We start from the raw sequence: 25,582 nt of genomic DNA on the forward strand, positions 1-25,582 counted from the left end.
TTTTAACTAACTGATTAAGAAAAATTTAGAATTCATTTTAAGTTTAGTTTTAGTCATAGTGTATTTTTGATCAATTGTTCTTTTAATTATCGTTCTTAATCAATATGTTATGAAAAATCCACTACTAATTACTGTTCTTTTTTTAGTGTCATTTTCTGCTTTTTCACAACGCAATGTTTCCATAGAAATCACCGCAGGCGCGATTAGTTCTTTTTCCACCGCTACGAATTCTATAGATGGCAGCCAAGTGCCAATGGAATCGAACATTGGTGCGAATGCAGGTTTAAGTCTTTTATTTCCAATTTCAGAAAAATGGGATTTATATTCCGAATTTGGTTTTTATAGGAATGGGATGAGAAATGAGATTAAAAATCCAACAAATGATTTTTATCTTTTCCGCTCAATGGTTCCTCCTGCCTATACACCTTCCTTCTCTTTTGGTGGCAGATATACTTTCAACATTAAAAAGAGCGAGTTCTACTTGCAGCCTGGCTTGACGCTATCTACCAGCACATCTTTGGGGGCTATGAATGGTTTTGAGGGCTCAGGAGAGTCTAGACTTGAGCAAATCAACAAGATTGGTACGGCCATTAAAGTAGATGTGGGGAAAAAGTTTATGACGAAGAATGACAACTACTTCCTAGTTGGATTGAGATATCAGCAGGGGATTACCGGTTTGAATAACTATACAAATCCTTTGATTTCTAATACCGTTCAGATCGGGGAAGTTACTCAAGAAACGAAGGGCAGTTTCTTAGGTGTATTTATGGGCTTTGGTTTGAATACTGGTAATTGGAAAAAAGCTAACAAGAAGTAAAATCACGAGATGAGAACAGCTAGGGATTTCATCCAAGGTTATCGAGTCTTTCGATCTGGTCTTGCGGGGATCGTACGAATTCAGTTTGAGATCTACAGCTAAATAGTGAAGGTGAAAAGACAAAAGTATTTTCACCTTCACTATCCATTTCAGCTTTTTTTTGGAGCTGTAGGGGAAGAGCATTTTGATGTTTGCCAACCAAAATCAGTGCATCTCAAATTCACGATTTTCTTTGTGCAATTAACCTTGATTATAGACTGTCAAATCAAGTGAAAAAAGGAGCCTAATATTGCTGGTGAAACTACAGATTTCTAGTTTCGCTATAATAGATTAAGTCCTTGAAGTCTCATGATTTTTGCCTTCATGTCACTCCCCATGTTGGGACATGAGCGGGGCGAAATGAGCAAGGCTGTAAGGTTAGGGAGTTAGGGATTGATGTGAAATTTGTCAGTGGTGAAGAACATTTCAAGGACCAAAGGCACTGGAGTTAAGCTTGCTGATTTCAGCGTTTCTTTCTTCGACTTGCACCGGTGCTAGCTATTTTTTCTTTTCATTTATGATCCGATTTTCAATACCTGTGGGAGAAGGTGAGGAGTTAATTTCTTCATTGGTTTTTTATTTTTTAGGCAGGATTTACAACGGTTATCAGGGAAGTAAACACATGGATTTGTACCAATTTTAAGATGAAAAGCGGTGATTCATTTGCGGAATAATCTATTGTTGGAGGAAATCGGTTCAATTTTGAAAATTATCTATTTCCTTCAAAAATGCTGCTATGTATAGTAAGCTTTACTTTTTTGTTTTAATACTAACTTGTTGATTTAAAGTTTTTTAAGATGGGTTTAGTGAAGACGTAATTTGTCTTGGCTAAAAAGTTTAGTCTAAGCTAAATATTGAACGGTCGGCAATTTGGCGCTTAAGCGATGGGAGGTTGTTGGGAATTCAAATCCCTTGAGAAACGGTGAGTGGCAGACCCAGCTTTGGTTGTAACTTTTAATTCGAAACCTTAAGCAGTATTGGGGGAGATACTAAGTTTTGAGTGAGATTTTTGTAACCTTCGCATTTGTATTTCATCTCTCCTGTTATTTAATTCCAAAATGCAATCACAACCAATCAATAGAATTCTCTTATTGGATGACGATAGGATTCAGAAAATCTTATTTGAGAAAAGACTGCTCAAAATTGATCCGGGAATCAAAATTGTATACTTCGACACGCCAAGTAAGGCATTGGAATTTCTGAAATCTGAATCGGTAGATTTACTTATATCAGATTTGAATTTACCTGAGATGAGCGGATGGGAGTTTGTTCAGGAAGCATCTAATTATTGCCCAGATTCGAAGGTAGTTTTGCAATCTGGTTCAGTTGACAAATTGGAATTTGAGAGGGCAAGTTCGGATCCAAGAATCAGTGAAATATTCGAAAAGCCCCTAAGTGATTCAGACTTAAGAGCAATCCTTGGACTTTGAGGTATATTACACCCATCCTTTTGAATAATTTAATTAATTTCGAGCCATCAGAAAGAATGTATGACTGAAAAAGCAGCAGATCGAAAGCCCCTGCTTTCAAAGAAAATAGACAAGTTTTTTACAGGCCTGGCAGACGCTTGGAATTTCGTATTGCGATTTTTCAAAGTTGCTTTTGTCCCTCCTTATGAATTTAAAGAGGTTGTTCACCAATGCTATCGCATTGGAGTAGAGTCTTTACCGTTGATTTCCCTTACTGGCTTTATTGTGGGTATTGTATTCACTAATCAATCCCGACCTTCCTTATCAGAATTTGGAGCAACGTCTTGGTTGCCCTCTCTGATTTCAATAGCAGTAGTGCGTGCGATGGGTCCACTGGTGACTGCGTTGATAGCAGCAGGAAAGGTTGGTTCAAGCATAGGCGCTGAAATTGGTTCTATGAAAGTAACTGAACAAATTGATGCGATGGAGGTTTCGGCCACTAATCCATTCAACTTCTTAGTGGTGACCCGAGTGATAGCAACTACGCTGATGATTCCCCTTTTGGTGATGTACACCGATTTTGTTGCATTGATGGGTTCTTTTCTCAGTGTAAGTGCTAATGAAAAGGTGAGTATGCTTACTTTTTTTGTTCAAGTATTTGAATCCATTTCATTTCTAGATATCATTTCCTCAGTTCTTAAGTCCATTCTTTTTGGCTTTACCATAGGAATAGTAGGCTGCTACAAGGGCTATAATTCTACTAAAGGTACAGAAGGTGTAGGGCGAGCTGCAAATGCCGCTGTGGTAATGGCCATGTTCCTCATTTTTATTGAAGAGCTTTTGGTACTTCAAATCGTAAACGCCATTCGAGCATTTTAATCATGGAAGAAAAGGTTGTAGAAATTCGTGGTTTGGAAAAGTCATTTGGTGACTTGGACGTCCTGAAGGGGGTAGATCTGGACCTGTTCAAGGGCGAGAATTTGGTTGTGCTAGGTAAATCAGGTTCTGGTAAGTCTGTTTTGATAAAAATCATGGTTGGTCTTCTCAAGCAAGATGAAGGCACGATGAATGTTTTGGGAAAAGAGGTTTCGACGCTCAAGACAAAAGAGCTTAACGACCTTAGGTTGAGAATAGGATTTTCTTTTCAAAACTCTGCGCTTTACGATAGCATGACTGTTCGCGAAAACATGGAGTTTCCTTTGGTGAGAAATGTAAAGAATCTCACCAAGAAGGAGATCACTATGAAAATTGAATCTTTGCTGGATAGTGTAGGATTGCCACAAGCTATTAATCAGATGCCGTCTGAACTATCAGGAGGTCAAAAGAAGAGAATTGGGGTGGCGCGCACACTGATCCTAGAGCCTGAGATTATGCTCTATGATGAGCCTACGGCCGGTTTGGATCCGATCACTTGTGGAGAAATCAACAAGCTCATCGTACAGGTACGGGAAGAATATAATACCTCATCCATCACCATTACCCATGATCTAACTTGTGCAAAGGATACAGGTGACCGCATGGCAGTATTATTGGATGGACAGTTTGACGCGGTAGGTACATTTGATGAGGTTTTTCCTAAAGCAGATGACCCACGTATAAAATCATTTTACGATTATAATTTTATCAACTCATGAGAGGCGAAAATAAGAGATCAGTCATAGTTGGCATATTTGTCTTTTTAGGCATAGCAATTCTAGTGGCTGGAGTTCTGACACTGGGAGGTCAGCAGAAGAAATTTGTAAAATCCATACAGCTTAAGGCAGTTTTCGATGATATCGGAGGTCTTCAGACAGGGAATAACATCTGGTTTTCCGGTGTGAAAATCGGTACTGTTCGTAAAATCAATTTCTATGGAGATTCTCAGGTAGAAATTGAAATGAACGTAGAAGAAGAAGTGGTGGAATTTATCCGAAAGGATTCGAAAGCTACTATCAGCTCTGATGGATTGATTGGTAACAAGATCATCGTGATCTACGGAGGAACCACTTTGGCTCCGCCAGTAGAGGATGGTGATAGACTGGAGTCAGTGATGCCGCTAGACACTGACCAAATGATGGAAACGCTACAAGTCAACAATGAAAATCTGGTGGAAATCACCGGGAATCTCAAAAACCTGACAAGCAAACTCGCTGCTGGCGATGGAATGGTAGGAGCAGCATTGACCGACTCCTTAATGGCAGAAAGCTTCAGAGCGATAGTTAGAAATTTGGATCAAGCATCCATCAACAGTAATCGCATGATTGCTGAGTTGAATAAATTTACTTCGAAATTGAATCAGGAAGGAAATCTCTTTAATGATCTAGTGACTGATACTACAATGGCCAATGAGCTGAAGCAAACTATGGAAAGCTTCAAGCAAACTGCGGCTAATTCAGAGGAAATGACTCAGAAACTGAGCGCAATTACTGATAAGTTAAACGACCCTAATAATTCAATGGGAATGCTTTTAAATGATCCTGAATTCGCAGAAACCTTGAAAAGCACCTTGGAAAATACCGATTCAGCAACTTATAACTTGAACCGTGGCATGGAGGCCTTGGAATATACCTGGCCATTCAACAAAGGGTTTAAGAGAAAGGCAAAAGCTGAAGAAAAGGCAGATAACTAACAGAAATTAGTCTTTATCATTTTCATCGAGCCCGCGGGAAATCTTTTCGCGGGCTTCTTCTTTTTCCTCCCCATTTGCTTTGATCATTTCTGTGTCGTTTGTCGGTGTCAATACTGCCTTCAATGAGATAGGGAAGTGATCTGAACCTATTCCTTTTTGAACTTTTAGACTTGCCAAACCAAAGTGCTTACTTAAGAAAATATGATCCAACGGCCATCTGAAGAGAGGGACTTTTGCATGAAAGGTGTTGAATAAGCCTCTTCCACGACGTGGGTCAGCCATCTCTGAGTTTTTCAAAAACAACTCAGTGGTATAACTCCAAGCCACATCATTCAGGTCACCAATGACCAATGAAGGCTTTGGATTCTCCTTGGATTTTTTTCCTACCATCAATATTTCGGCATCCCGCTCCGTGCTTTTATCATTTTCCCCAGGGACTGGAGGGGTAGGATGAATCGCATAAATGGTAATTATTTTCCCATTCCGGAGCTTTAAGTCTATTTCCAAAGATGGGATTTCCTCGTCAATGAGGTAATTTATTTCCTGCTTTACGATTTCCATTCGTGTGTAAAGTAGCAATCCGTAGGTATTGTCCAGTGGAATTTTAATCTGAGTCGGATAATCGTTTTCTATTTCCGAAAGACCATTTTCCCAAGCTTTATCTGTCTCTACAAAGAATATCAAATCTGGGTTTACTGAATTGACTAGTGCGACAGCTTTCTCGTAGTGTTTGTTGTATTGATAGACATTTCCCACCAAAAGGCTGATGCCTGCCTGTTCATTATAGGATACCGTTTCGATCATTTTTTTTCCAAAAGGACTGAAAGGCCAGACTTTGGTACTCAGGTAGATAGCTGAAATCCCCAAAGCGGCAATCCAGATAAAAGCCTCAAGTGAAACTGACCATCCAAGTAAACTGATCCAACATACCGTCAATCCAATGATAATGACCAATTTCTGCAGTCTCGGATAGTCGAAAATCCGTACCCACCAGTAATCCAACTTAACTAAGGGAAAAAATGTAGCGAATATAAAAAAGGCACTGAATACTTGAAGGATGAGGTAACCCATGTAAAAATTTGATTTTCTTAAGTTAAATTAAAGATGAATAATCGGCCTGCAAAATGGGAAAACTTTATTTCAAATGTAAAGTATGGAATCCTAAGCAGGAATTTTGAGTTAGTTAAGTGAATCTATTTTTAACCTTAGCCCATAGCAAACATGAGTCAAGACCCATTCCAGATTAAAACTACATTGAAAACTTCAAAAGGAGATCATACATTTTGGAGTTTAGAAAAATTAGAAGCAAGCGGTCATCCGGTAAAGCATTTACCTTTTTCAATCCGGATTTTATTGGAAAATGCGCTGAGGAATTTTGATGATTTTGCGATTACTAAGGAGCATCTTGAAACTTTGATGAATTGGTCGCCGCAACCCTCCGATAAAGATGTCCCATTTAAACCTGCTCGAGTTCTGATGCAGGATTTTACAGGAGTTCCGGCGGTAGTGGATATAGCATCCTTACGTTCGGAAGCACATCGAAAAGGTAAAGATGCAAGTAAAATTAATCCATTGATTCCTGTTGATCTTGTCATAGATCACTCGGTGCAGGTGGATTATTTTGGGACTAATTACAGTTATCAAAAGAATGTAGAAAAGGAATACGAAAGGAATTCTGAGCGCTACAAATTTCTTAAATGGGCACAAAAGACCTTTAACAACTTTTCAGTGGTTCCTCCGGGAATGGGGATTTGCCACCAAGTAAACTTGGAATATTTAGCTCAGGGAGTAATTGAGCGAGATGGAATGGTTTTTCCAGATACGCTGGTCGGGACTGATTCCCACACACCTATGGTGAATGGAATCGGAGTAGTAGGCTGGGGAGTAGGAGGGATTGAAGCGGAAGCGGCTATTCTAGGTCAGCCCATTTACTTTATTATGCCTGAAGTAGTCGGCCTGAAGTTGACAGGTAATTTACCGGCAGGTACCACGGCTACGGATATGGTTTTGACCATTACCGAGTTACTTAGAAGAAACAGCGTAGTGGGTAAGTTTGTTGAGGTATTTGGGCCAGGTTTGGATAATCTTTCCGTCCCTGATCGCGCAACGATATCCAATATGTCTCCTGAGTTTGGCTGTACTGTGACTTACTTCCCGATTGATGATCGTACGTTGGATTATATGGGAAAAACCAATCGCTCAGCTGATCAGATCAAATTGGTGGAGGATTATTGCAAGGCCAACATGCTTTGGAGAAAAGACGAGGATCTGATCAATTACAGTTCTGTGGTGGAATTGGATTTGGGAACCGTTGAAGCTACTGTTTCCGGCCCAAAACGTCCACAGGATAAGATTTTGGTGAGAGATTTCAAACCGAAATTCGGTGAGCTATTGGAGTCAGTTCATGGTCGTCAATACATTCCTATCGATAAGCGGGAAGAAGTATCCCGCTTCCTTGAAGAAGGAGGAGGACAAACAGAAGATCAATCGGGAGTAGAGGCACCTGCAGAGACTGAGATCAAAACCAAGATTAAAAATGGTCTTAAGACTGTTTCAGTTAATCTACATAACGAGAAATTCGAATTGTATGATGGCTCTATCGTCATCGCCGCCATTACTTCCTGTACCAATACTTCCAATCCTTCCGTAATGCTTGGAGCTGGATTGGTGGCCAGAAAAGCGCGGGAATTGGGATTGGATGTGAAGCCTTGGGTCAAAACTTCCTTGGCTCCAGGATCGAAGGTGGTGACCGATTACTTGGAGAAATCTGAGTTGCTCGAAGACTTAGAGGCGCTAAAATTCCATACCGTGGGTTATGGCTGTACTTCTTGTATTGGTAACTCAGGACCGCTTCCGAGGCACATTGCGAAGGCAGTGGAGGATAATGATCTAGTCGTGGCTTCTGTGCTTTCTGGAAATAGAAATTTTGAAGCCAGGGTGCACCCTCAGGTGAAAATGAATTACCTCATGTCGCCAATGCTGGTGGTAGTTTATGCCATTGCAGGTCGTGTGGACGTGGATTTATATAATGAGCCGATTGGCTACGATCCGAATTTGGAACCTGTATTTATGAAGGATATCTGGCCAACTAATGAGGAAATAGCTGAAGTTGCTAGAAAAGTTCTTACCCCAGATGATTATGAGAAAAGTTACGGAGAAATCTTCGAGGGAAATGATATCTGGAAAGAGTTACAGGCTGGCGAAGGAGAAATCTATCCTTGGGATGATAGCAGTACTTACATCAAGGAAGCGCCATTCTTTAAGGGGATTTCTGTAGATGTGCCAGAGGCAAAAGATATAGTAAATGCACGGGTGCTCTTGAAATTGGGTGATTCGATTACGACTGATCATATTTCTCCAGCAGGATCTTTCAGACCTGATACCCCTGCGGGTAAATACCTGAACGGAAGAGGAGTGGAGCGACCGGACTTCAATTCCTATGGTTCGCGGAGAGGAAATGATGAGGTGATGGTTCGAGGAACTTTCGCCAATGTGCGAATCAAAAATCAATTGAGTACTCAAGAAGGCGGGTTTACTACTTATGTTCCTTCCGGGGAAGAAATGAGTGTATTCGAAGCTTCCGAGAAATATCAGGCAGCTTGCGTGCCTCTGGTAGTCTTGGCTGGAAAAGAATACGGATCAGGATCTTCACGAGACTGGGCTGCAAAGGGAACCAACTTACTTGGCATAAAAGCCGTAATTGCTGAAAGCTACGAACGTATTCACCGAAGTAATTTGGTAGGAATGGGGGTATTGCCATTGCAGTTCTTGCCGGGAGAAAATGCTGAGAGCTTAGGCTTAACTGGTAAGGAAGAGTTCAGTATCCTTGGAATTGAGTCAGGATTGACCCCTTCTCAGAAATTCGAAGTCATTGTCAAATCAGAATCTCAGGAGAAGAAAATTCAAGTACAGTCAAGATTGGATTCTGAAGTAGAGATTGCTTACTACAAGCACGGAGGAATTCTGAATTATGTATTGAGGGATTTCTTGAAGGAATAGGGTTGGCGGATGACCGATGCACGCATCTGCTAATTTTGACCTGTGCTTTAATTAGTTTTGGCTCTTTTGAAATGACAAAACCCGTCAGAATTGGCGGGTTTTGTTGGTTATATAACTCTATTATTGAGTACGTAAGATTCCCCATAGAATTACCAGAATCAGCGAGGCGACGGTAAGAATTGTTAACGCAATTGACTCAAGTTTCCTTGATTGCTCCCGTTGTTTAACTACTCATCTTCTCAGTTCGTATTGATTTAATTTTTCGTTTTTCTTCATTTAATCTTACTGAAAGACTAATCCAGCTTAAACCGTATCGGAATATATAGCCAGGCATCAATAGTATTTCCATGAAGATTTGATGCAGGAATTACTTCCCCCTCATATTTACTGGCTGCTTGAAGTGCTTCTCGAGCCAAAGGTTCGCTTACATTTTCTGGATTGGCTAATTCGAATTCACCATGCTCACCAAATTCATTTACATACATAGCAAGTATGGCGGTTCCTTCTGCTCTTATCCTCCGGGAAGATGCAGGATATTTTAAGTTTTGCATCAGAATATCACTCCAAAGATCTTGATTTAGTATAGGCATTGGCTCAAACACATTTTCATCTGCAAGTTCCATTTTTTCACTTCCTGGCTTTCTGATTTCGTATTTTTTCTCACCTTGAAAAAGTACTTCTCCTATCTGGTTGCCCTCTTCAAAATAAGCAGCATGGTAAAAACCATTGTTTCGATTCTTGATTTTCTTGGAAGTCAATTTCCCATTCGAATCATAATTTTCGGTGCTTTCCTCAGGAAAATTACCTTCTTGATTGTGACCATTTCGGACGACTCTAACTAGCTGATTTTTCAGAGTGAAAATCCGCTCTATAGATGTACTGTCGGTTAGATTGACGATGATTCCTTTGTAGAAATAATTGATGCTATCGTCATCAGCAATTGGGTAGAAATGCTCATTTAATCGTACGATTTGTTTTTCCTGAGCCTGGGATTGATTGAAGCTGAATGCCAAAGCAACAATCAGAAATACCGAAACCTTGATGAATAACTTACTTTTCATTTGTCATGACTAATAGTAAAGTTTAATTATAGTCAAACAAATCTGAAATTGAAAACCATTTGAACTAAAGCCTATGCCTCACTTTAATTCAAATCCCTTTCATCCCTCAAGATAAACCTTATTTTTGTGACTCATTCCTATCAAACAAACCAATGAACGCAATTAATCCAACCACCACGCCAGCTTGGGCAAGATTAAAACAACTTGCTGAAGAACATAAAGACATGACCATTCTATCTCAATTCGATGAGCCGGAGCGCTTTGATAGATTGAGTATTTCGCTGGAAGATATTCTGGTTGATTTTTCTAAAAACAGGTTGAATCAGGATATTCTCGATGCACTTTATGATTTGGCACGTGAGTGCAAGCTGCATGTGGCGATTGAAGATATGTTTACCGGAAATCCAATCAATGTAACGGAAGGAAGAGCTGTTTTGCATACCGCTCTAAGAAACCCTGCAAATGAGAATGTGTTTCTGGATGGACATAATATCATGGAAGATATCTCAGCTGTCTTGAAAAAGATGAAGACTTTAGCTGACAAAATCCAGAACAAACAATGGTTAGGCTATACTGGCAAGCCGATCAAGTCGCTGGTGAATATCGGCATTGGTGGTTCTGACCTTGGTCCAGTGATGGTCACTGAGGCATTGAAGCCCTATCAAAATCTAGATATCGAATGTCACTTTGTATCCAATGTAGATGGAACACATATCGCAGAAACGCTTAAGAATGTAGATCCAGAGACTACGCTATTCTTTATCGCTTCCAAGACCTTCACCACACAGGAAACCATGACCAATGCGCATTCTGCACGTGATTGGTTTTTGGAACATGCGAAGGATGAATCTGCTGTAGCTAAGCATTTCGTAGCACTTTCCACCAATGCCAAGTCCGTGGAGGCATTTGGAATTGATACTGCGAACATGTTCGAATTCTGGGACTGGGTAGGAGGAAGATATTCACTTTGGTCTGCTATCGGTCTGCCGATTGCATGTACCATCGGTTTCGATAATTTTGAGAAATTACTTGCGGGTGCGCATGCTATGGATAAGCATTTCCGTCATTCTCAGTTTGATAGAAATATCCCGGTTGTCCTGGCGTTGATAGGCATCTGGAATACGAATTTCCTTGGTGCGAGCTCTGAAGCTATTTTGCCTTACGATCAATACATGCATCGTTTTGCTGCCTATTTCCAGCAAGGAAATATGGAGAGTAATGGTAAATACGTAAGTCGCTCTGGTCAAAAAGTGAATTATACTACTGGTCCAATTATCTGGGGAGAACCGGGGACTAACGGTCAGCATGCTTTTTATCAGTTGATCCATCAGGGTACGCACTTGATTCCTTGTGATTTCATCGCTCCGGCGATTTCTCATAATCCTATCGGAGATCATCATCAGAAGTTACTATCCAATTTCTTTGCTCAGACAGAAGCCTTGATGAACGGAAAGTCTTTGGAAGATGTGAAAACTGAAATGAAAGCAGCAGGCAAGTCAGATGAGCAGATAAGTGAAATCGCGCCGCACAGAGTGTTTGAAGGAAACAGACCTACGAATTCTATTTTGGTAAAGGAAATTACTCCTTACACCCTCGGTACCTTGATCGCGATGTATGAGCATAAAATCTTCGTTCAAGGTGTCGTTTGGGATATTTTCAGCTTTGACCAGTGGGGAGTTGAGCTAGGCAAAGTGCTAGCATCTGGAATTCTTCCTGAGCTAAAAGGAGATGAAGAAGTGACCGCACACGATGGCTCCACCAATGGCTTGATCAATGCTTATAAAAAAATGAGAAAGTAAAAAAATCATGGTATGTGTCCTGGCAGACCACTAGATATTTCAAATGTCGGTCTGTTAAACCTGCCTATCTTCAAGGCATGCACAGACAGATGCAGATGAATGAAATCAAAATCCCGATTCTGAGAGGAGTCGGGATTTTTTGCTAGGTATTCTTATATCTTAGCAATCGTAAAAGCTCTACAGAGAAAAAAAACCAATATCCAAGAAATCCCAGCTAGAAAATGAAGCAATTATTCTCCAATCTCCTTTTCAAAGTTTTTATCGCTATCGTATTGGGCATTCTCTTTGGTCTCTATTTACCCGAGTCAATCAACAGAATTTTCGCGACCTTCAATGCTTTTTTTGGGCAATTCCTAAATTTTGCCATCCCATTGATTATTCTGGGTTTGATCATGCCGGCGATCTCTGACTTGGGTAAAGGAGCAGGAAGACTTTTACTGATTACTGCTGCAATCGCCTATGGATCTACGCTCTTTTCTGGGTTCATGAGTTACTTTACTTCCTCTACGATTTTCCCTTCCTTGCTGGCCTCTCACGTAAATGACGCTGCAGAAATTGCTGAAGGAGGCAAAGACCTGGAGCCGTATTTCAGTATTACAATTCCCGCAATGATCGATGTGATGTCTGCTTTGGTTTTGGCGTTTGTGATTGGTTTGGGCCTTTCTTATCAAGAGAATTCCACATTGAAAAAGGTGGTGAAGGACTTCGAAACCATCATTATGCAGGTGATCGAGAACGTGATAATACCGCTATTACCCATTTTCATCTTGGGAATTTTCGCAAATATGGCTTTCAGCGGACAGGTCTATTCCATCTTATCTGTATTCCTGAATATCATCGGAGTGATTTTCGCGATGCATATTTTCCTGCTGATCCTTCAATATGTGATTACAGGAGCGATCGTGAAAAAGAACCCATTGAAGTTGTTGGGAAATATGATGCCTGCTTATTTTACGGCTTTGGGAACCCAATCCTCTGCAGCTACGATTCCTGTGACATTGGAGCAAGCCGAGAAAAATGGCGTGTCACCTAAGATCGCAGGGTTTGTTATTCCACTTTGTGCGACAATTCACCTTTCTGGAAGTATCATGAAAATCACTGCCTGTGCGATGGCATTGATGATATTGGAAGGAGTTCCATTTGATTTTGGAATGTTCGCTGGATTTATTTTTATGCTGGGAATAGCGATGGTCGCAGCTCCAGGAGTTCCCGGAGGAGCGATTATGGCAGCAATTGCGATACTTCAGTCTATGCTTGGATTCAGTGAAGAAATGATCGGTTTGATGATCGCTCTTTACATTGCGATGGACAGCTTTGGGACTGCCTGTAATGTAACAGGTGATGGAGCAATTGCCTTGGTGGTGGATAAAATCACGAAGGAGGATAAGGGAATTTATTCGTCACAGTAATTGGGGTAATTATCGAAAGCTAAGCGTTTATCTGGTGACAGTTTTTGTGTATCCATCGAGTAAGGTGCGCACCAAAGCCTTATTGATGTTTCCATTCACCCGCATCACTTAATATTTCCCAAGGCGAAGTTCTTTTTTAGTTAGTTTTCAAAATTGCTTCATCAGAATAGCGTAGAAAGCAAGTGTCCTGTGAAAGCGACATCATTTGTTTCTAAGATTACAATTCTAAAATCACCCCATATAGAGGTGAAATGTCCACTTTCTTTAAGAGGTACACTTGTACTTATGAAAATGTCGATTCGTTTGAAATGACCTTTATAGCCTCTTAAAGAAGGATTTTGCTCGTTACAATTCATGATTTTGAAGATTGGTCTTTTACTTGATTTACTAGCTAGTGTAGTAGAACCCTTTACATTTTTCACCAAAAAATAGAAATCATGAGCACGTCTAAATCAATGACAACTTATTCTCAAGTACTGAATATACTTCCAGAAAGAGGTTACGGTAAAGAACTTAATATACAGCGGGCGGGAGCTAGTTTTGATGAGTCTGAGAAACTCTTTCAGCCTGAGCAACTCAAAATTGTCAAAACCTATCGCTTCGAAGGAGAGTCTGACCCTGCCGATATGGCCGTGATCTATCTTCTTCATAGTGAATCTGGAGAAAAGGGTTTTATCCTAAATGCTTATGGGACTTATTCTGATGAAGACAATCAGTATTATGACGAGTTTATCAAGCGAGTGCCTGTTGAGGAAATAGATGATATTGACTCTTTTTCATTCTAAGAAGGTCAACATCATACCAAGAGTAAAGAGAATGTACGTTTCAACTGAAAACCAAAAATCAAACTACCATGTCACCATTAACTATTGCCCAAGGCACCTTAAATACTCTTTTCTTTTTAGGTAAAAAGAAAGAAGATGATGTAGATAAGGGCACTACCAGAAAAACTCCTGGACAATCTGGAGGCGCCAGACCTCCAAAAAAGGAAGATTTCAATGAAATAGAGCGTCAAAATGACCGTGAGAAAGATGTGCAGGAAGAAACTGTGGATAATGAGGAAAGGGATAAAAATAAGAAATGAGATTTAGCCAATTCTGAACATTTTAACGAAAACGAATAAGCCAAACTACCTCATTAACAGGCCGTTAGTACTGTGTTTTAGTCAGGCTCTTGATTTGATGGACTGCTATCTTTTAGGATAGCTTCCAGCTTCTCTGCCCTTTTTTTATCTCCCGCCCATTCATATAAATCGGATGCTTTTTCTCCTGCTTTTTCCACAAATCCTGTTTTATCTATTTTGGACAGCCATGCGATAAACTTCCTCATGAATTTGATATATGGAGCAAGCAGCAAGGAAGCTAGGGCAATTAGTAGCCATCCCACTGGAATAAATGGGACCATAAGGCAAACTAGCCCTAGTATAAAAGTTAGTGCAGAAATACCTGGGATGATGAATTTTTTCACTTGGTGAAAATACGATTTCAAATCGTAAAGGGAGGGTTTTAGCTAGAAAGACTTCATTCCGAAGTCAAGTTAGCCTTTTAGCCTTGCTCTAATCCTTTGATTTCCTTGAGAACCTCTTCTGCCTCGGCTTGCTTTCGGTCACTTTCAGTTCTATTGACCGTCGAGAGTTTGTAGGCTTCAGTTTGAAGTTTTTGATACTTTTCGTAGAGCAATTCGATTTTTGATTTCTTTTTGAATATTCCGAACATGAGTTAGCTATTTTTATTTGATACTTGACAATCCACCATCAAGATTAAGAATTTGACCTGTCATCCATGAAGATTGATCGGATAGAAGGAATGCAGCCATTGCCGCAATATCCTCAGGAGTACCTATCTTTTTGAGTGGATGACGCTGTGCATTTGCTTCTTTTTTCTCATCAGTACCTAGAAGCTTACTTGCCAAGGGCGTGTCTGTAATGGATGGCGCGATGCAATTTACCCGAATTTGTGGAGCCCATTCTGCGGCTAGCGAACGGGTCAATCCCTCTATCGCGCCCTTGGATGCTGCTACTTGGCTATGGAAGTTGAATCCCACCTTCACCGCGACCGTCGAGAAAAATACTACTGACGCATTTTCAGAAGTTTTTAATCGAGGAGCAATTGCTTGTAAGACTTTGATAGCTCCGACCACCTGAAGTGAAAAATCTGCTTGAAAATCCTCGGGTTTGATTCGGGCAAATGGTTTTAGATTAATGCTTCCCGGACAATAGGCAATTCCATCCAATTGATCTGGAAGAAAGCTCAAATCTAGCACTTCATCCATCACGTTTAGATGATTGTACGTAATATTTTTACGTGCTTCTTCCACTGCATACTCATAATAAGTTGCAAATACCTTGTGACCCTCTTCTACTAGTTTATTAGCTAAAGACTTCCCGATTCCTGAAGATCCGCCTACGATTAAATAATTTTTCAAGAGGTGTTACTTTTAAGATTGATGGTATGTTCTGTCAGAGAGTTAAACTTGGTAACTAGCCGTTTGTTTGGAGTATCTATTGTGAAACTGGTCTGTAGGATTTTTCTAACTGCATTTTTCAAAATTGAACTGATGAGACGTTTTTAGAATAGTTGAGCTAATCGATATATATAGCGGATAAACATGTACTTTTGCACCCGCAAATAAAACGTCTCATGAAGCGAATAAACGAATACAAAAAACTCTTTGGAGTAGAAAAGGAAATTGACCTAGCCATTTTGAAAAAGAGTTACCGCGATTTGGTGAAGCAGTGGCATCCTGACAAATATCAAGATGGAGATGCCATGAAAGAGGAGGCAGAGGTGCAAAGCCGTCGCGTAATTGATGGCTACCATTTTTTAGTAAGCATAGCGCCAGAAACCAGAGAAGCGAATCTTGCAGCTTATACTGAGACGATCAATGAAGGTATTGCAGATTATCATCACAAGGGATTAGTGCTTGAGATCACTTTTGTAGATGGGTCGACGTACGAATACTTTGGTGTGACGCCTCCGATCTATCAAAAAATGATTAACAGTGATAAGATTAACCGCTTTGCAAAGCGGGCGATTTACCCGAATTACGTGTATAGAAAGACCAAGCGAAGCGTAGAGCAGGATTAACCTACCCCTCAGGTTAACTGCTTTTTCTACGCCAGGTGATGATTTCTTCTTGTTTTAGTGCAAACTCTGAGTGCGATAGCTAGCTTTTGTAATCACGCAGTGCTTTTGTAAGAATACTACTAACCAAGGATGTCCCATCAATGTAAGTTAGTGGGATGCTATTTAAAGAATTTAATATGCTTGCTTCTACCTATCGTCGTTCTATATACATTACAGCCGAGTCTTCTACGTATTTTGCAGGATTGAAGCTTGAGTAAAATTTATTTCTTAGGTTATTTAGCGGGCTGTTCATTGCGATTATCTTGGAGGTAAATTCGACTGGGAATTTACCAGGGTCAGAATAGTTTTTCAAAAGAGTGTCGTATTGATCAATATTTGCCAACATCCGTGTGGTGAGTTGGCCAAATCTGAGGCGTAAAGATTGCACCTTGTACATGTACGTTTCGACCTGACCAAGCCATTTCCCTTTGGTGTCGGGCGATTTGTCTAAGTAGGAGATCTTATCAGCAATAGATTTTCGGCATTCATTCTTGAACTGCTCCCTTTCGGAATCAAGTGTGGCTCTTAGATATCTACTTTCAAAACGCTGATGATCAATAGCGAAGTAGGTCATTTGCTCAGTGAGCAAAAGTGAGTTTTCCTTTTGCAGTTGCTCCAGCTCTTGATTAATTAGGTTCCATTCGTGATCTATGATTGATTTTTGTTGCTCAAACTGACTTGAGATACTCAATATTCTAAGCATATCGGGCGTCTTATCATATAGATCTTTTTCCTTTTTCCCAAGTGTTCCTATGAGGCTAGTAACCCCAGAAATAGCGGTGTTTACCATGGTGCCATATAAAGGCACAGTAGAAGATGCAGTGGAAATCAATGAAAGAGAATTTTGAAGTAATCCAGACATTGGGTCTGACTTACCATCTTTCTCATACCATTTGTCAAAGTCAGTTTTCCAAGTTGTAAACGATTTGTATTGCTGGATTTTGCCTATGCTGCCCAATTGATCGAAAAATGATTGAGAACTGAGGAATAATTCCAGAGGCTGAATGTCTCGTTGAATGCTGAGTAATTCTGTGAAAGCAAGCTGTCCGTTAAGATTTATCTTGGTTTTTGGAGCTTCTTCCAAGATTTTCAATCGCGTATCAAGGGCAATTTGTAGTTTTTCCATATCCTCAATCTTTTCCTTATCCGAAGCTGTTTTGTTATCAGTTGCTGCTAGCTTTTCAGTAAGTCTATTGACTATTTCCTCGTTGTTTTTCAGCTTTTCATTCAGTTCCTTGAGTTGATTATCGCGGTCTGTTTTGATTTGTTCGGTTATTTCAGTTTGAGCTTGCGCAAAAGCAGCTAATATCAGGAATAGGAAGAGAAATAGAGGTGTTTTCATGTTTTTCTCAGGAGTGGAGAAGAAAAGGCTGTTGATAGTTTTTTGCAAATTTCTCTTAGCTAAATCTAAGCCAATTTAGAAGCTGGAGATCAGAGGAATAACCCCACGATGGGAATTCTTTTTCAAAATGAATTTTAGTTATTTATGGGAGGTATAGTGGAAGGGACTTCCATGCAATTAAAAATAAATCACCTCCTTAATTACTTGTGTATCTCTGTAAAAAACACATCACTAATTCGATGGGGTTGAGTTTGAATTAAATCAATTTCAACAAGGCGAAAATAATCCCTACAATACCTCCGACCACCGCGCCATTGAGACGAATGTACTGTAGATCGCTTCCAACTTTCTCCTCAATCTGAGCGACTAACTCCTCGTTGTCCAGCTTACTGAGGCTATTTCTAACCATATTACCAATTTCTCCATGAAACTGGGTGATTAGCTGTGAGATCGTTTCCTTGATCCAACGATTGATTTTTCCTTGAACTTCAGGGTCAGTTTCCAGCTCATCAATCATCTTGTTTAATTTAGAAATCAGAAACAGCATCACTGGAGTTTGGTCAGTTTCAAGTTGCTGGCGAATGCTGTTCTTGAAGCCAGTCAATAAGTTTAGGATGACCTTTTCTGCATCCGAATGCTGGGTGAATCCTTGTACGAACTGATCGATCATTTTTCGGCTGTCGGTATCTCCTGAGGCTACATGCTGCGCAAAACCCAATAGCCATTTGTCAAATCGAACCCGAATTGGGTGGTTAGGATTTGACTTGGCTTCGGTTAAGAATTCCTCTGCATTTCGGAGTAAATCCTCAGCAAGTACATTCAGGTCGATTCCTCCGATGGATTTTGCCAATGAAATAGTGAGGCCTTTCACTAGGCTTTTGTGTGCATACTCAGAAGCAGCCAATTCCAATTTTTCCAGTAAAAGTTTGCGGGTGTCAGGACTATAAATTGCTGTGGAACTGGCGTCAATCATCAGCTCCCAAAGCTGGTGATGATCTCCATTTTCTATTGATTTCTCCAGCCATTCCGCGAGAGTAGTGGCTAGATCCAGCTCATTGATTTGTTCGTTGAGCATTACTTTAAGTGTAGAGGCCATTTTCGGATTATCTACTTCTTCAGCCAGCTTCAGCACGATTTTCTTAGCCACTCCAATAGTTTTTTGCTGGTTGTCAGGCTTTTTCAGAAAAGAAATAAAAGCCTGGGCTGGATTCATTTCGCTCATTTTCTCTGAAATGACAGTTGGGGAAAGCCATTGATTGGTGACCAAATCAACTATGCCTTCGGTCAGCTTTCCTCTACTCTTCGCAATAATGTTTGTGTGCTTTCGAAAATAGGGGATTGGGATCTCGCGGAACAACGCACTTACGGCAAACCAATCTGCAAATCCACCGATAGCTGCAGCCTCAAATCCTGCTAATACAACATTCCAGGCCTGATGCTGCAAAAAACCAACACGAAACATCACTTCGAAAAACACCAAGCCGATCAGGGCGATGGCTAAAGAGATAGTTCCTATTCTGTTTTTCATAGTGCAGTTTGATACAGGTGGCAATGCAATATAGGAATCAACTATAATTTAATTCTTGCTTCTATAATCTAAGCTGGAATTTTTGTACAATTGAAAATAGGGGATTGCTCTCTGGCAAATTCACTAGGTGTGGCTGTATTATAGTATAAAAAAACAGGTTAAACTTAGTGTTAGTAGAACTAACCCAACGTCTAACCTGTGAGGATGAGGAAATAAAAATGCAGTTTCAGCAGCATTGAGAGGTTACTCTTAGACTTACATGAAAACTGCATTTTCAAAGAATTATTGAGCTAGTCGCTCTTCGATGCTGGCTTTCATAAAGCTTACTTCGCCTGTTTCCACGTCATAATAACTGCCGATCATGCCTATTTCGCCACTTTCATAAAGTTCTTTTAGGACAGGACTTTGTTTAATGATCATGTCCATAATGCAAATTACATTTTGCTTTTCCACAGCATCAATAAATGCCGGGGACATCTGATCTGTGTCTGGCATCTCATTTTTGACGTCATCAATAGCTGGTTTTACTTTTTCCAGCAAGCCTGTCAGATTACCTATTTGTACTCCTGCGCAAGCACCTTTAATTGCTCCGCATTTGCTGTGACCAAGTACAACGATCAATTTTGATCCAGCTAGTTTGCACGCAAATTCCATGCTCCCTAAGATGTCTTCGTTTATAATATTTCCAGCAATTCTAATACTGAAAATATCACCTAAGCCTTGATCAAAAATCAATTCGGCGGAGGTTCTACTGTCTATACAGCTCAAAACCACGGCAAATGGAAATTGCCCATCTTTGGTCTCATTTACCTGCTCAAGTAGATTTCTGTTGATTTTCAAGTTGTTGACAAATCTTTGGTTGCCTTCTTTTAATATCTCCAAGGCCTTAGCTGGAGTAATAGTCGCTTGTGTTTCTGCTGTATGTGCTCTCATTTTTCTAGTGTTAAGTGAGGGGAATAAATTAGTGGTTCAACAATTCGCTGAATTTTTCTTCTGATAATACACTCTTTTCCATATAGACTTTATTGCTCGTGACTATGTCATTTTCGAGCTGGTAAGCTTCTTTGAAGCCTACTAGCACCACATTGATGTCTTTTTCTTCTGCATTTACCATCTTGAATTCCATGATCAAATCCAAGACATCCTGAGCAATATAGACCGTGTCTGAAGCATCGATAATTACCTTGGAGTGATTTGGAAGTTTGTTAAGGGTAAGTTTGATAGCGGCCTTGTTGAGAAAAGAGACTTCCTGTGCCAGATCGACATGGATGACATCACCGCTTTTATATTCTTCTTTTCTGAAAAAGTATGCTCTTTTAATGTTGCCCTTTAGTATGAAAAATATACTCACAATCATTCCTAAAGCAACCCCATTAAGCAACCCAAGGAAAACTACCGCTAGCAGCGTCATTATGAAAGGGATAAACTGATATTTTCCGCGCAGCCAGAAGTGCTTCACCGTAGCAGGGTTTGCCAATTTGTAACCTATGATCAGGAGAATGGCCGCCAGAGTAGCCATTGGGATCATATTGAGAATAGTTGGTATACTTACTACGCTTATAAGCAAAAGTAAACCGTGGATAATAGCCGACATTTTCGTTTTAGCTCCTGCATTCGCATTCGCAGAAGATCTCACCACCACTGAAGTCATCGGTAGTCCACCTAGAACACCGCTGATCATGTTGCCGATCCCTTGCGCTTTTAATTCCATGTTTGTGTTGACAAAACGCTTCAAAGTATCCAGCCTCTCTGTTGCTTCTATACATAAAAGTGTTTCGATGGAAGCTACTATGGTGATAGTCACGGCTACTAGCCATACTCCTGGATTAAGTATGGAATTGTAAGATGGGGATGCAAAAATGCCTTTGAATTCTTCAAAACTTGTAGGCACAGGCAGACTCACTAAGTATTCCGAAGTGACGACCAAAGGGCTGTCGGTCATTATAAATATGCCATTGATCAATATTCCAGTAGCAACGGCTACTAAGGCGCCCGGAATAAGCTTCAGCTTCTTCAATGCAGGCACTTTGTCCCAGATTATAAGTACTGCTAAAGATGCTACTGTGATAATCAGGATGCCAGGTTGAATGTCCTGAAAGGCGGCAAATAAGTCCGAAAATACACCGAAACCAGTACTCACTTCCACGTCTGAACCCAATGCGAGGGGGACTTGCTGAATCAGTATTATTACTCCTATCCCAGCTAGCATTCCTTCGATTACCGTGGATGGGAAGTAGTTCGATATTGTTCCGGCTTTCAGGAAGCCGAGGAGTAATTGCATCGCGCCTGATAAGATAACAGCAACCAAAAAGGCTTCATAGCCAAGATCAGCGATGGCTACAAATACGATTGCTGTCAATCCAGCGGCTGGTCCTGAGACACTTATGTGGGATTGGCTTAAAAACCCCACCACGATACCGCCAATTATTCCTGCAATTATTCCTGAAAATAAAGGCGCCCCAGAGGCTAAAGCTATACCCAAGCATAAAGGGAGTGCTACCAGAAATACGACTAAACCTGATGCAACATCTGATTTCAGATGCGCAAATAGATTATTACTTTTCATTTAATTTAATTATGAGTTAAAATTCCTGCTTTAGTAAAAAAATATTTTACCTATGCAATTAGTGATTTGACTGATGCCAATGAAATTGACAGGGACAAAGAAAAAATCAGGAAAACTCAGGGGGCGGTACTATAATTCCGGGGTGATGTATGAAAGTCAATAAATTGACATCCTTAAACTTAGTTGTAAGTAATTCGGTGAATGCTTTTTCATCAAAAAAGCGACTAGTAAAAATATAATCATCCAGATTCGGAGAGATTTTGACTTCGTGTTCTTTGGTCTCTTCTTCCGCAAAGGAATATACCATAGAAATATCTGCTTCCTCATCAATGGTTGCTACAATCACAGTAGGCACGACCAAGAGGGAAATTAGTATAACTAAAAACCCAAACGCGATTAAGCTATATATGTATTTGCTGAAATTCAAATGTTCTTTGGAACGACTAGGTTTGGCGAATAACGTAAATCCCTACATGAAATTGATATCAATTGGTCAATTTTTTCAAGAGTAAGTGATTTTTTGGATAATAGAAACGCGATATATTAATGAAATGATGTTAGGTTTTGATTATAGATATAATTGAATTTCAATGTCTTATGTATTTTAGCTGTAGTAGAGTAGATGTAGTTTAATTTTATCTGGCATAAAATAATACTCGATAATCAAAGGTGAGTATCGGGACAGAATTATCCATTTCATAAAAAGAAATGTAATCCTTTTGGTTTGGAATACGTTTTAGAATAAGAATTTGAAGTGCTGCTGAGCAGTGGCATTTGAAGAATTCATTACTTTTGCAGCATCTAATCACCACCTAATGTTTCTCGACATACTTATCGCCATGCTTTGGAGCATTTCACCGTTTGGAGAAGCGAAACTCGGCATCCCTTACGCCATTCTGAATGACATAAATATATACTTGGCTTTTGCGCTTTGCTTTTTTGCGAATGTGATGGTATTTCCTGTGATGACCTTTTTTCTTGATGTAGTCAACCGCTATCTTCTGAAATGGTATCATTATAAAAAAGCCGCGATTTTTGTTGGCCGTAGAGCCAAAGCGGGGGCAGGTAAAAACGTGCAAAAGTATGGTTTCTGGGGTCTTATGTTCTTCGTACTTCTTCCGATCCCAGGTACTGGGGTGTATGCAGGTACCATTGCTGGCTATCTGTTTGGCATGGAAAAGAAAAAAGCTTTTTTGGCAAACTTTATAGGGATTTTTATATCCTGTGTTATTGTCTGGGTGACCACTGTGCTAGCTATTGGAGGGTTTAAATAATGGGATAAGGGCTTTCCCTAGAGAATTTGCTCAAGTCTACCGTTTACAGGAATTCAACAACAGTTGAAATGGTGATTTAGTCCAACGCAACCAAGCCTCAATAGCGTTTTATCAATCGCATCTTACTTTTTTTATCTTTGATTTTTAGCGAATAAATGCGGTGCTATTGTTTAATTTTTTACCAAATAAAAAGAAGAGAAAAGCGAAATATTTGGTAAACTCGCTAATTGTAGTCACTTAGTTCTATGGTCATTAGTGTTCCAGTCACGTTGAACAAGTGAATTAAAGGTGCTGGTATAATTTCAGTCTATCATAAAATACGCTCCCATGCTTACCCAAGAAGAAATTGAATTTTTAGACACCTACGGTTATCTCAATTTAGGTCAACTTTTGACCTTAGATGAAGTCAAACAGGTCAATGATAGAATCGAAGAATTGATGCAGGCTGAAGGGGAAAATGCAGGTGCGGAATTAGCAGAATCAAAATATATCCGTCACCCCAAAGAGGAGGGAGCAGATCGCTTGGCCAACCTGGTCAACAAGGGGCCAGTTTTCGATGTTTTCTATACGCATCCTCGTGTGCTTGCTGGAATTGAAGCTGTGTTGGGTCAGGCGTATAAATTGTCCTCTCTCAACTATAGAGCGGCAAAACCCAGTCAGGGACTTCAAAAGCTACATGTGGATTGGAAAAATACTGTACCGAATGGGCAGTATCAAGTCTGCAACAGCATTTGGTTGTTGGATGATTTCACTGAGTCTAACGGTTCCACCCGAATTGTACCCAAATCCCATAAATTAGACTCCTTGCCCGATGAAGTGATGCCTGATCCGCTCCAGAAGCATCCGGACGAAATCCGGATTATTGCTCCTGCAGGATCGGTGTTTATATTCAATTCCCACGTCTGGCATGGAGGTACTACCAATCAAACCGACCGAGTGCGCAGAAGCATTCACAGCTATTTCTGCCGTAGAGAACTGCCTCAGCAGATCGACCAACTGAAGTACATTACTAAAGAGACTTTAGAGAGAATTGGGGAAAAGGGGCGAGGGATTTTGGATGTGTAGGTTCATAATATGAGCAAATTGGATTAGCCAGCAATACGTAGTTTCTTTCTAGTACTTAGGGCAATGCTACCACACTTCGCTCAGCCTGGATTTTGAAAGTTTATCATCCAATTGATTCCATACTTATCCGAAAACTCCCCGAAGTATGCCCCAAAAAACATGTCTGCCATTGGCATGGTGACGTTTCCTCCTGCTGAGAGTTCGGTGAAAAGTCGGTCCGCTTCAGCTCTGGTTTCAGGTTCAAGACAAAGGTGCATATTGTTCCCTTTTGAGAGTGTGAAGCCCATTTCCTTCGGCGCATCTGTTCCCATTAAAATATGTCCACCGAGGATGGGCAGTTCTACATGAAGGACCATTTTCTTAATTCCTTCCGCGATTGGTGGATTTCCAGGTTCTTCAGGGATTTCACCAAACCGTTCAATGCCTTTTCCTAAGAATTCTGTCCCAAACACATGCTTATAGAACAGAAATGCTTCTTCGGTTTTTCCGTCAAAATTCAAGTAGCTTGAGACTCTAGACTTATTGCTGGTTTTGTTTCGCTGGCGAAGTTTAAATTGAGCGGCAATATATTGGTCAAGGTTTTCCAGCGCCATGGTGAAACCTTCCTTAAAGCCCATCTGAATTACTTTTTCCAAATCAGCAAGGCTGTCGTATTTGGCGACAATGCTTACTATTGTGGTTTCTCCTTGAGCGTTGAAATTGTTCGTCCACAATGTCCTTGGCATTGCTTTATTTACCTCTCCTTTCTCATCGCAAAAAGCATCCAAACCAGAAAACATGGATTGATGAACAATTTTATGGTAGTCATTTCTACACCAGTGCTTTACGTTTTCAGGACTGATCATGGCATAAAGCCACATTCCGCCTTCTCTAAAATCCATTGATTTTGTTTCGGTGCGGTAGGGTTTGGGTGCCCACCACTGGTCAAGAATTTCAGGGTTGGTCCAGGCTTCCCAAACCAATTCCAGATTTGCCGCAAATTCACGGTTTACGTTTACGGTGTTGTTTTCCTTGTTGACTGTAAAGTCAAATTTTAGATTGCTTTTCATTTTCTTCTGGATTTTAATTGTTCTAAAACAGTATCAAGTTGGTCGAATCGCTGAGCAAGTAGTTGCTTAAACTGCTCCAGCCATTTTTCTATGTCCTTCATCTTATCAGCATTCAAGTGATAATTTATTTCCCTGCCTTGTTGCTCTTGCTGTACCAGTTCACATTCCGTGAGAATTTGCAGGTGTTTGGAAACAGCCTGCCTACTCGAGTTGAAATGTTCGGCAAGGGCATTGGGAGTCATCGCGCCTACTGCCAATAGCAAAATGATTGCGCGCCGGGTAGGGTCGGCAATGGCCTGAAATACGTCTCTTCTGGTTTTCATCTTTTCTTATTTGCAACTGAATGATTGCTCAAATATATGCAATTAATTGGTTGCTCAAAAAGTACTTGAAGATTTTTGAATCTTTTATTTAGGGAAGGGTTAATTCTTTATCAGAAGTTTACTACAGATCGTGCCGTTGGCACTCTGGGTTCTTTATATCTTTTTCTTT

Annotated in this window: 26 protein-coding genes; 13 read left to right on the plus strand and 13 right to left on the minus strand. The window is 40.3% G+C overall.

What is annotated here, in order from left to right:
- The first annotated feature begins 109 nt into the window (after positions 1-109).
- The 5 genes from AACZ87_RS07130 (at position 110) to AACZ87_RS07150 (ending at position 4,873) form a co-directional block, all read left to right on the plus strand.
- Complete coding sequence (locus tag AACZ87_RS07130; RefSeq protein WP_339866002.1) at positions 110-817, plus strand: hypothetical protein; 708 nt, start codon at positions 110-112, stop codon at positions 815-817.
- 1,097 nt (positions 818-1,914) lie between these two features.
- The gene (locus AACZ87_RS07135) at positions 1,915-2,286 is read left to right on the plus strand and encodes a response regulator (RefSeq protein WP_339866003.1); all 372 of its coding nucleotides are present in this window, start codon (positions 1,915-1,917) and stop codon (positions 2,284-2,286) included.
- A gap of 60 nt (positions 2,287-2,346) precedes the next feature.
- Entirely contained in the window at positions 2,347-3,144 is a 798-nt protein-coding gene (locus tag AACZ87_RS07140) for an ABC transporter permease (RefSeq protein ID WP_339866004.1), read from the plus strand.
- Positions 3,145-3,146: 2 nt separating this feature from the next.
- Positions 3,147-3,899, plus strand: a complete 753-nt coding sequence (locus tag AACZ87_RS07145; protein ID WP_339866005.1) for an ATP-binding cassette domain-containing protein — start codon at positions 3,147-3,149, stop codon at positions 3,897-3,899.
- Complete coding sequence (locus AACZ87_RS07150; protein ID WP_339866006.1) at positions 3,896-4,873, plus strand: MlaD family protein; 978 nt, start codon at positions 3,896-3,898, stop codon at positions 4,871-4,873. The genes AACZ87_RS07145 and AACZ87_RS07150 overlap by 4 nt, the downstream gene beginning before the upstream one ends.
- 6 nt (positions 4,874-4,879) lie before the next feature.
- On the opposite strand, the gene AACZ87_RS07155 is transcribed toward AACZ87_RS07150, so the two are convergent.
- On the minus strand, positions 4,880-5,944 hold the full coding sequence (locus tag AACZ87_RS07155; protein ID WP_339866007.1) for an endonuclease/exonuclease/phosphatase family protein: 1,065 nt from the start codon (positions 5,942-5,944) through the stop codon (positions 4,880-4,882).
- A 150-nt stretch (positions 5,945-6,094) separates the two neighbouring features.
- Between AACZ87_RS07155 and acnA the strand changes: the two genes are divergently transcribed.
- Positions 6,095-8,872 carry an aconitate hydratase AcnA gene (gene acnA / locus AACZ87_RS07160; RefSeq protein WP_339866008.1) on the plus strand — a complete coding sequence of 926 codons (2,778 nt, stop codon included), beginning with the start codon at positions 6,095-6,097 and terminating at the stop codon, positions 8,870-8,872.
- Positions 8,873-9,165: 293 nt separating this feature from the next.
- Here the strand turns inward: acnA and AACZ87_RS07165 are convergent, their stop codons facing one another.
- Entirely contained in the window at positions 9,166-9,933 is a 768-nt protein-coding gene (locus tag AACZ87_RS07165; protein ID WP_339866009.1) for an energy transducer TonB, read from the minus strand.
- 152 nt (positions 9,934-10,085) lie between these two features.
- Between AACZ87_RS07165 and pgi the strand changes: the two genes are divergently transcribed.
- Positions 10,086-11,732, plus strand: coding sequence for a glucose-6-phosphate isomerase (gene pgi / locus AACZ87_RS07170; protein WP_339866010.1), 1,647 nt, complete (start codon positions 10,086-10,088; stop codon positions 11,730-11,732).
- 221 nt (positions 11,733-11,953) lie between these two features.
- Positions 11,954-13,141, plus strand: a complete 1,188-nt coding sequence (locus AACZ87_RS07175; RefSeq protein ID WP_339866011.1) for a dicarboxylate/amino acid:cation symporter — start codon at positions 11,954-11,956, stop codon at positions 13,139-13,141.
- A gap of 161 nt (positions 13,142-13,302) precedes the next feature.
- Here AACZ87_RS07175 and AACZ87_RS07180 read toward each other — a convergent pair whose 3' ends face one another.
- Positions 13,303-13,497: a hypothetical protein gene (locus AACZ87_RS07180; RefSeq protein ID WP_339866012.1), complete on the minus strand. Its 195-nt coding sequence runs from the start codon at positions 13,495-13,497 to the stop codon at positions 13,303-13,305.
- Between the two features lie 81 nt (positions 13,498-13,578).
- Here AACZ87_RS07180 and AACZ87_RS07185 point away from each other — a divergent pair, with 81 nt between their 5' ends.
- On the plus strand, positions 13,579-13,926 hold the full coding sequence (locus AACZ87_RS07185; RefSeq protein WP_339866013.1) for a hypothetical protein: 348 nt from the start codon (positions 13,579-13,581) through the stop codon (positions 13,924-13,926).
- Between the two features lie 68 nt (positions 13,927-13,994).
- Entirely contained in the window at positions 13,995-14,225 is a 231-nt protein-coding gene (locus AACZ87_RS07190) for a hypothetical protein (RefSeq protein ID WP_339866014.1), read from the plus strand.
- A gap of 77 nt (positions 14,226-14,302) precedes the next feature.
- Here the strand turns inward: AACZ87_RS07190 and AACZ87_RS07195 are convergent, their stop codons facing one another.
- The 3 genes from AACZ87_RS07195 to AACZ87_RS07205 form a co-directional block, all read right to left on the minus strand.
- A complete protein-coding gene (locus AACZ87_RS07195) occupies positions 14,303-14,608 on the minus strand; it encodes a hypothetical protein (RefSeq protein ID WP_339866015.1) in 306 nt (101 codons plus the stop codon).
- A 77-nt stretch (positions 14,609-14,685) separates the two neighbouring features.
- Positions 14,686-14,856 carry a Lacal_2735 family protein gene (locus tag AACZ87_RS07200; RefSeq protein ID WP_339866016.1) on the minus strand — a complete coding sequence of 57 codons (171 nt, stop codon included), beginning with the start codon at positions 14,854-14,856 and terminating at the stop codon, positions 14,686-14,688.
- Between the two features lie 13 nt (positions 14,857-14,869).
- Positions 14,870-15,565 (minus strand): SDR family oxidoreductase, encoded by a 696-nt coding sequence (locus tag AACZ87_RS07205; protein WP_339866017.1) that lies wholly within the window; start codon positions 15,563-15,565, stop codon positions 14,870-14,872.
- Between the two features lie 215 nt (positions 15,566-15,780).
- On the opposite strand from AACZ87_RS07205, the gene AACZ87_RS07210 reads away from it, so the two are divergent.
- The gene (locus AACZ87_RS07210; protein ID WP_339866018.1) at positions 15,781-16,227 is read left to right on the plus strand and encodes a KTSC domain-containing protein; all 447 of its coding nucleotides are present in this window, start codon (positions 15,781-15,783) and stop codon (positions 16,225-16,227) included.
- A 190-nt stretch (positions 16,228-16,417) separates the two neighbouring features.
- Here AACZ87_RS07210 and AACZ87_RS07215 read toward each other — a convergent pair whose 3' ends face one another.
- The 5 genes from AACZ87_RS07215 to AACZ87_RS07235 form a co-directional block, all read right to left on the minus strand.
- Complete coding sequence (locus tag AACZ87_RS07215) at positions 16,418-17,656, minus strand: hypothetical protein (protein WP_339866019.1); 1,239 nt, start codon at positions 17,654-17,656, stop codon at positions 16,418-16,420.
- 208 nt (positions 17,657-17,864) lie between these two features.
- Positions 17,865-19,136, minus strand: a complete 1,272-nt coding sequence (locus AACZ87_RS07220) for a DUF445 domain-containing protein (protein ID WP_339866020.1) — start codon at positions 19,134-19,136, stop codon at positions 17,865-17,867.
- Between the two features lie 282 nt (positions 19,137-19,418).
- Positions 19,419-20,069 (minus strand): carbonic anhydrase family protein, encoded by a 651-nt coding sequence (locus AACZ87_RS07225; protein WP_339866021.1) that lies wholly within the window; start codon positions 20,067-20,069, stop codon positions 19,419-19,421.
- A gap of 28 nt (positions 20,070-20,097) precedes the next feature.
- Positions 20,098-21,702, minus strand: a complete 1,605-nt coding sequence (locus AACZ87_RS07230) for a SulP family inorganic anion transporter (protein WP_339866022.1) — start codon at positions 21,700-21,702, stop codon at positions 20,098-20,100.
- Between the two features lie 106 nt (positions 21,703-21,808).
- Positions 21,809-22,048: a hypothetical protein gene (locus AACZ87_RS07235; protein ID WP_339866023.1), complete on the minus strand. Its 240-nt coding sequence runs from the start codon at positions 22,046-22,048 to the stop codon at positions 21,809-21,811.
- A 469-nt stretch (positions 22,049-22,517) separates the two neighbouring features.
- Here AACZ87_RS07235 and AACZ87_RS07240 point away from each other — a divergent pair, with 469 nt between their 5' ends.
- Both AACZ87_RS07240 and AACZ87_RS07245 read left to right on the plus strand, forming a co-directional pair.
- Positions 22,518-22,976, plus strand: coding sequence for a small multi-drug export protein (locus tag AACZ87_RS07240; protein ID WP_339866024.1), 459 nt, complete (start codon positions 22,518-22,520; stop codon positions 22,974-22,976).
- Positions 22,977-23,303: 327 nt separating this feature from the next.
- Entirely contained in the window at positions 23,304-24,041 is a 738-nt protein-coding gene (locus AACZ87_RS07245; RefSeq protein ID WP_339866025.1) for a phytanoyl-CoA dioxygenase family protein, read from the plus strand.
- 80 nt (positions 24,042-24,121) lie between these two features.
- On the opposite strand, the gene AACZ87_RS07250 is transcribed toward AACZ87_RS07245, so the two are convergent.
- Together AACZ87_RS07250 and AACZ87_RS07255 are read right to left on the minus strand one after the other, a co-directional pair.
- Entirely contained in the window at positions 24,122-25,090 is a 969-nt protein-coding gene (locus tag AACZ87_RS07250; protein ID WP_339866026.1) for an SRPBCC domain-containing protein, read from the minus strand.
- Positions 25,087-25,413: a metalloregulator ArsR/SmtB family transcription factor gene (locus AACZ87_RS07255; protein ID WP_339866027.1), complete on the minus strand. Its 327-nt coding sequence runs from the start codon at positions 25,411-25,413 to the stop codon at positions 25,087-25,089. The genes AACZ87_RS07250 and AACZ87_RS07255 overlap by 4 nt, the downstream gene beginning before the upstream one ends.
- Positions 25,414-25,582: the final 169 nt, after the last annotated feature.

Source organism: uncultured Algoriphagus sp., from assembly GCF_963974365.1.
Classification (GTDB): Bacteria; Bacteroidota; Bacteroidia; order Cytophagales; family Cyclobacteriaceae; genus Algoriphagus.

What these genes read in the sequence shown, in the direction of transcription:
- AACZ87_RS07130 (WP_339866002.1), top strand. Translation starts at nt 110, where the DNA reads ATGAAAAATCCACTACTAATTACTGTTCTTTTTTTAGTGTCATTTTCT.
- AACZ87_RS07135 (WP_339866003.1), top strand. Translation starts at nt 1,915, where the DNA reads ATGCAATCACAACCAATCAATAGAATTCTCTTATTGGATGACGATAGG.
- AACZ87_RS07140 (WP_339866004.1), top strand. Translation starts at nt 2,347, where the DNA reads ATGACTGAAAAAGCAGCAGATCGAAAGCCCCTGCTTTCAAAGAAAATA.
- AACZ87_RS07145 (WP_339866005.1), top strand. Translation starts at nt 3,147, where the DNA reads ATGGAAGAAAAGGTTGTAGAAATTCGTGGTTTGGAAAAGTCATTTGGT.
- AACZ87_RS07150 (WP_339866006.1), top strand. Translation starts at nt 3,896, where the DNA reads ATGAGAGGCGAAAATAAGAGATCAGTCATAGTTGGCATATTTGTCTTT.
- AACZ87_RS07155 (WP_339866007.1), bottom strand. Translation starts at nt 5,944, where the DNA reads ATGGGTTACCTCATCCTTCAAGTATTCAGTGCCTTTTTTATATTCGCT.
- acnA (WP_339866008.1), top strand. Translation starts at nt 6,095, where the DNA reads ATGAGTCAAGACCCATTCCAGATTAAAACTACATTGAAAACTTCAAAA.
- AACZ87_RS07165 (WP_339866009.1), bottom strand. Translation starts at nt 9,933, where the DNA reads ATGAAAAGTAAGTTATTCATCAAGGTTTCGGTATTTCTGATTGTTGCT.
- pgi (WP_339866010.1), top strand. Translation starts at nt 10,086, where the DNA reads ATGAACGCAATTAATCCAACCACCACGCCAGCTTGGGCAAGATTAAAA.
- AACZ87_RS07175 (WP_339866011.1), top strand. Translation starts at nt 11,954, where the DNA reads ATGAAGCAATTATTCTCCAATCTCCTTTTCAAAGTTTTTATCGCTATC.
- AACZ87_RS07180 (WP_339866012.1), bottom strand. Translation starts at nt 13,497, where the DNA reads ATGAATTGTAACGAGCAAAATCCTTCTTTAAGAGGCTATAAAGGTCAT.
- AACZ87_RS07185 (WP_339866013.1), top strand. Translation starts at nt 13,579, where the DNA reads ATGAGCACGTCTAAATCAATGACAACTTATTCTCAAGTACTGAATATA.
- AACZ87_RS07190 (WP_339866014.1), top strand. Translation starts at nt 13,995, where the DNA reads ATGTCACCATTAACTATTGCCCAAGGCACCTTAAATACTCTTTTCTTT.
- AACZ87_RS07200 (WP_339866016.1), bottom strand. Translation starts at nt 14,856, where the DNA reads ATGTTCGGAATATTCAAAAAGAAATCAAAAATCGAATTGCTCTACGAA.
- AACZ87_RS07210 (WP_339866018.1), top strand. Translation starts at nt 15,781, where the DNA reads ATGAAGCGAATAAACGAATACAAAAAACTCTTTGGAGTAGAAAAGGAA.
- AACZ87_RS07220 (WP_339866020.1), bottom strand. Translation starts at nt 19,136, where the DNA reads ATGAAAAACAGAATAGGAACTATCTCTTTAGCCATCGCCCTGATCGGC.
- AACZ87_RS07225 (WP_339866021.1), bottom strand. Translation starts at nt 20,069, where the DNA reads ATGAGAGCACATACAGCAGAAACACAAGCGACTATTACTCCAGCTAAG.
- AACZ87_RS07230 (WP_339866022.1), bottom strand. Translation starts at nt 21,702, where the DNA reads ATGAAAAGTAATAATCTATTTGCGCATCTGAAATCAGATGTTGCATCA.
- AACZ87_RS07240 (WP_339866024.1), top strand. Translation starts at nt 22,518, where the DNA reads ATGTTTCTCGACATACTTATCGCCATGCTTTGGAGCATTTCACCGTTT.
- AACZ87_RS07245 (WP_339866025.1), top strand. Translation starts at nt 23,304, where the DNA reads ATGCTTACCCAAGAAGAAATTGAATTTTTAGACACCTACGGTTATCTC.
- AACZ87_RS07250 (WP_339866026.1), bottom strand. Translation starts at nt 25,090, where the DNA reads ATGAAAAGCAATCTAAAATTTGACTTTACAGTCAACAAGGAAAACAAC.
- AACZ87_RS07255 (WP_339866027.1), bottom strand. Translation starts at nt 25,413, where the DNA reads ATGAAAACCAGAAGAGACGTATTTCAGGCCATTGCCGACCCTACCCGG.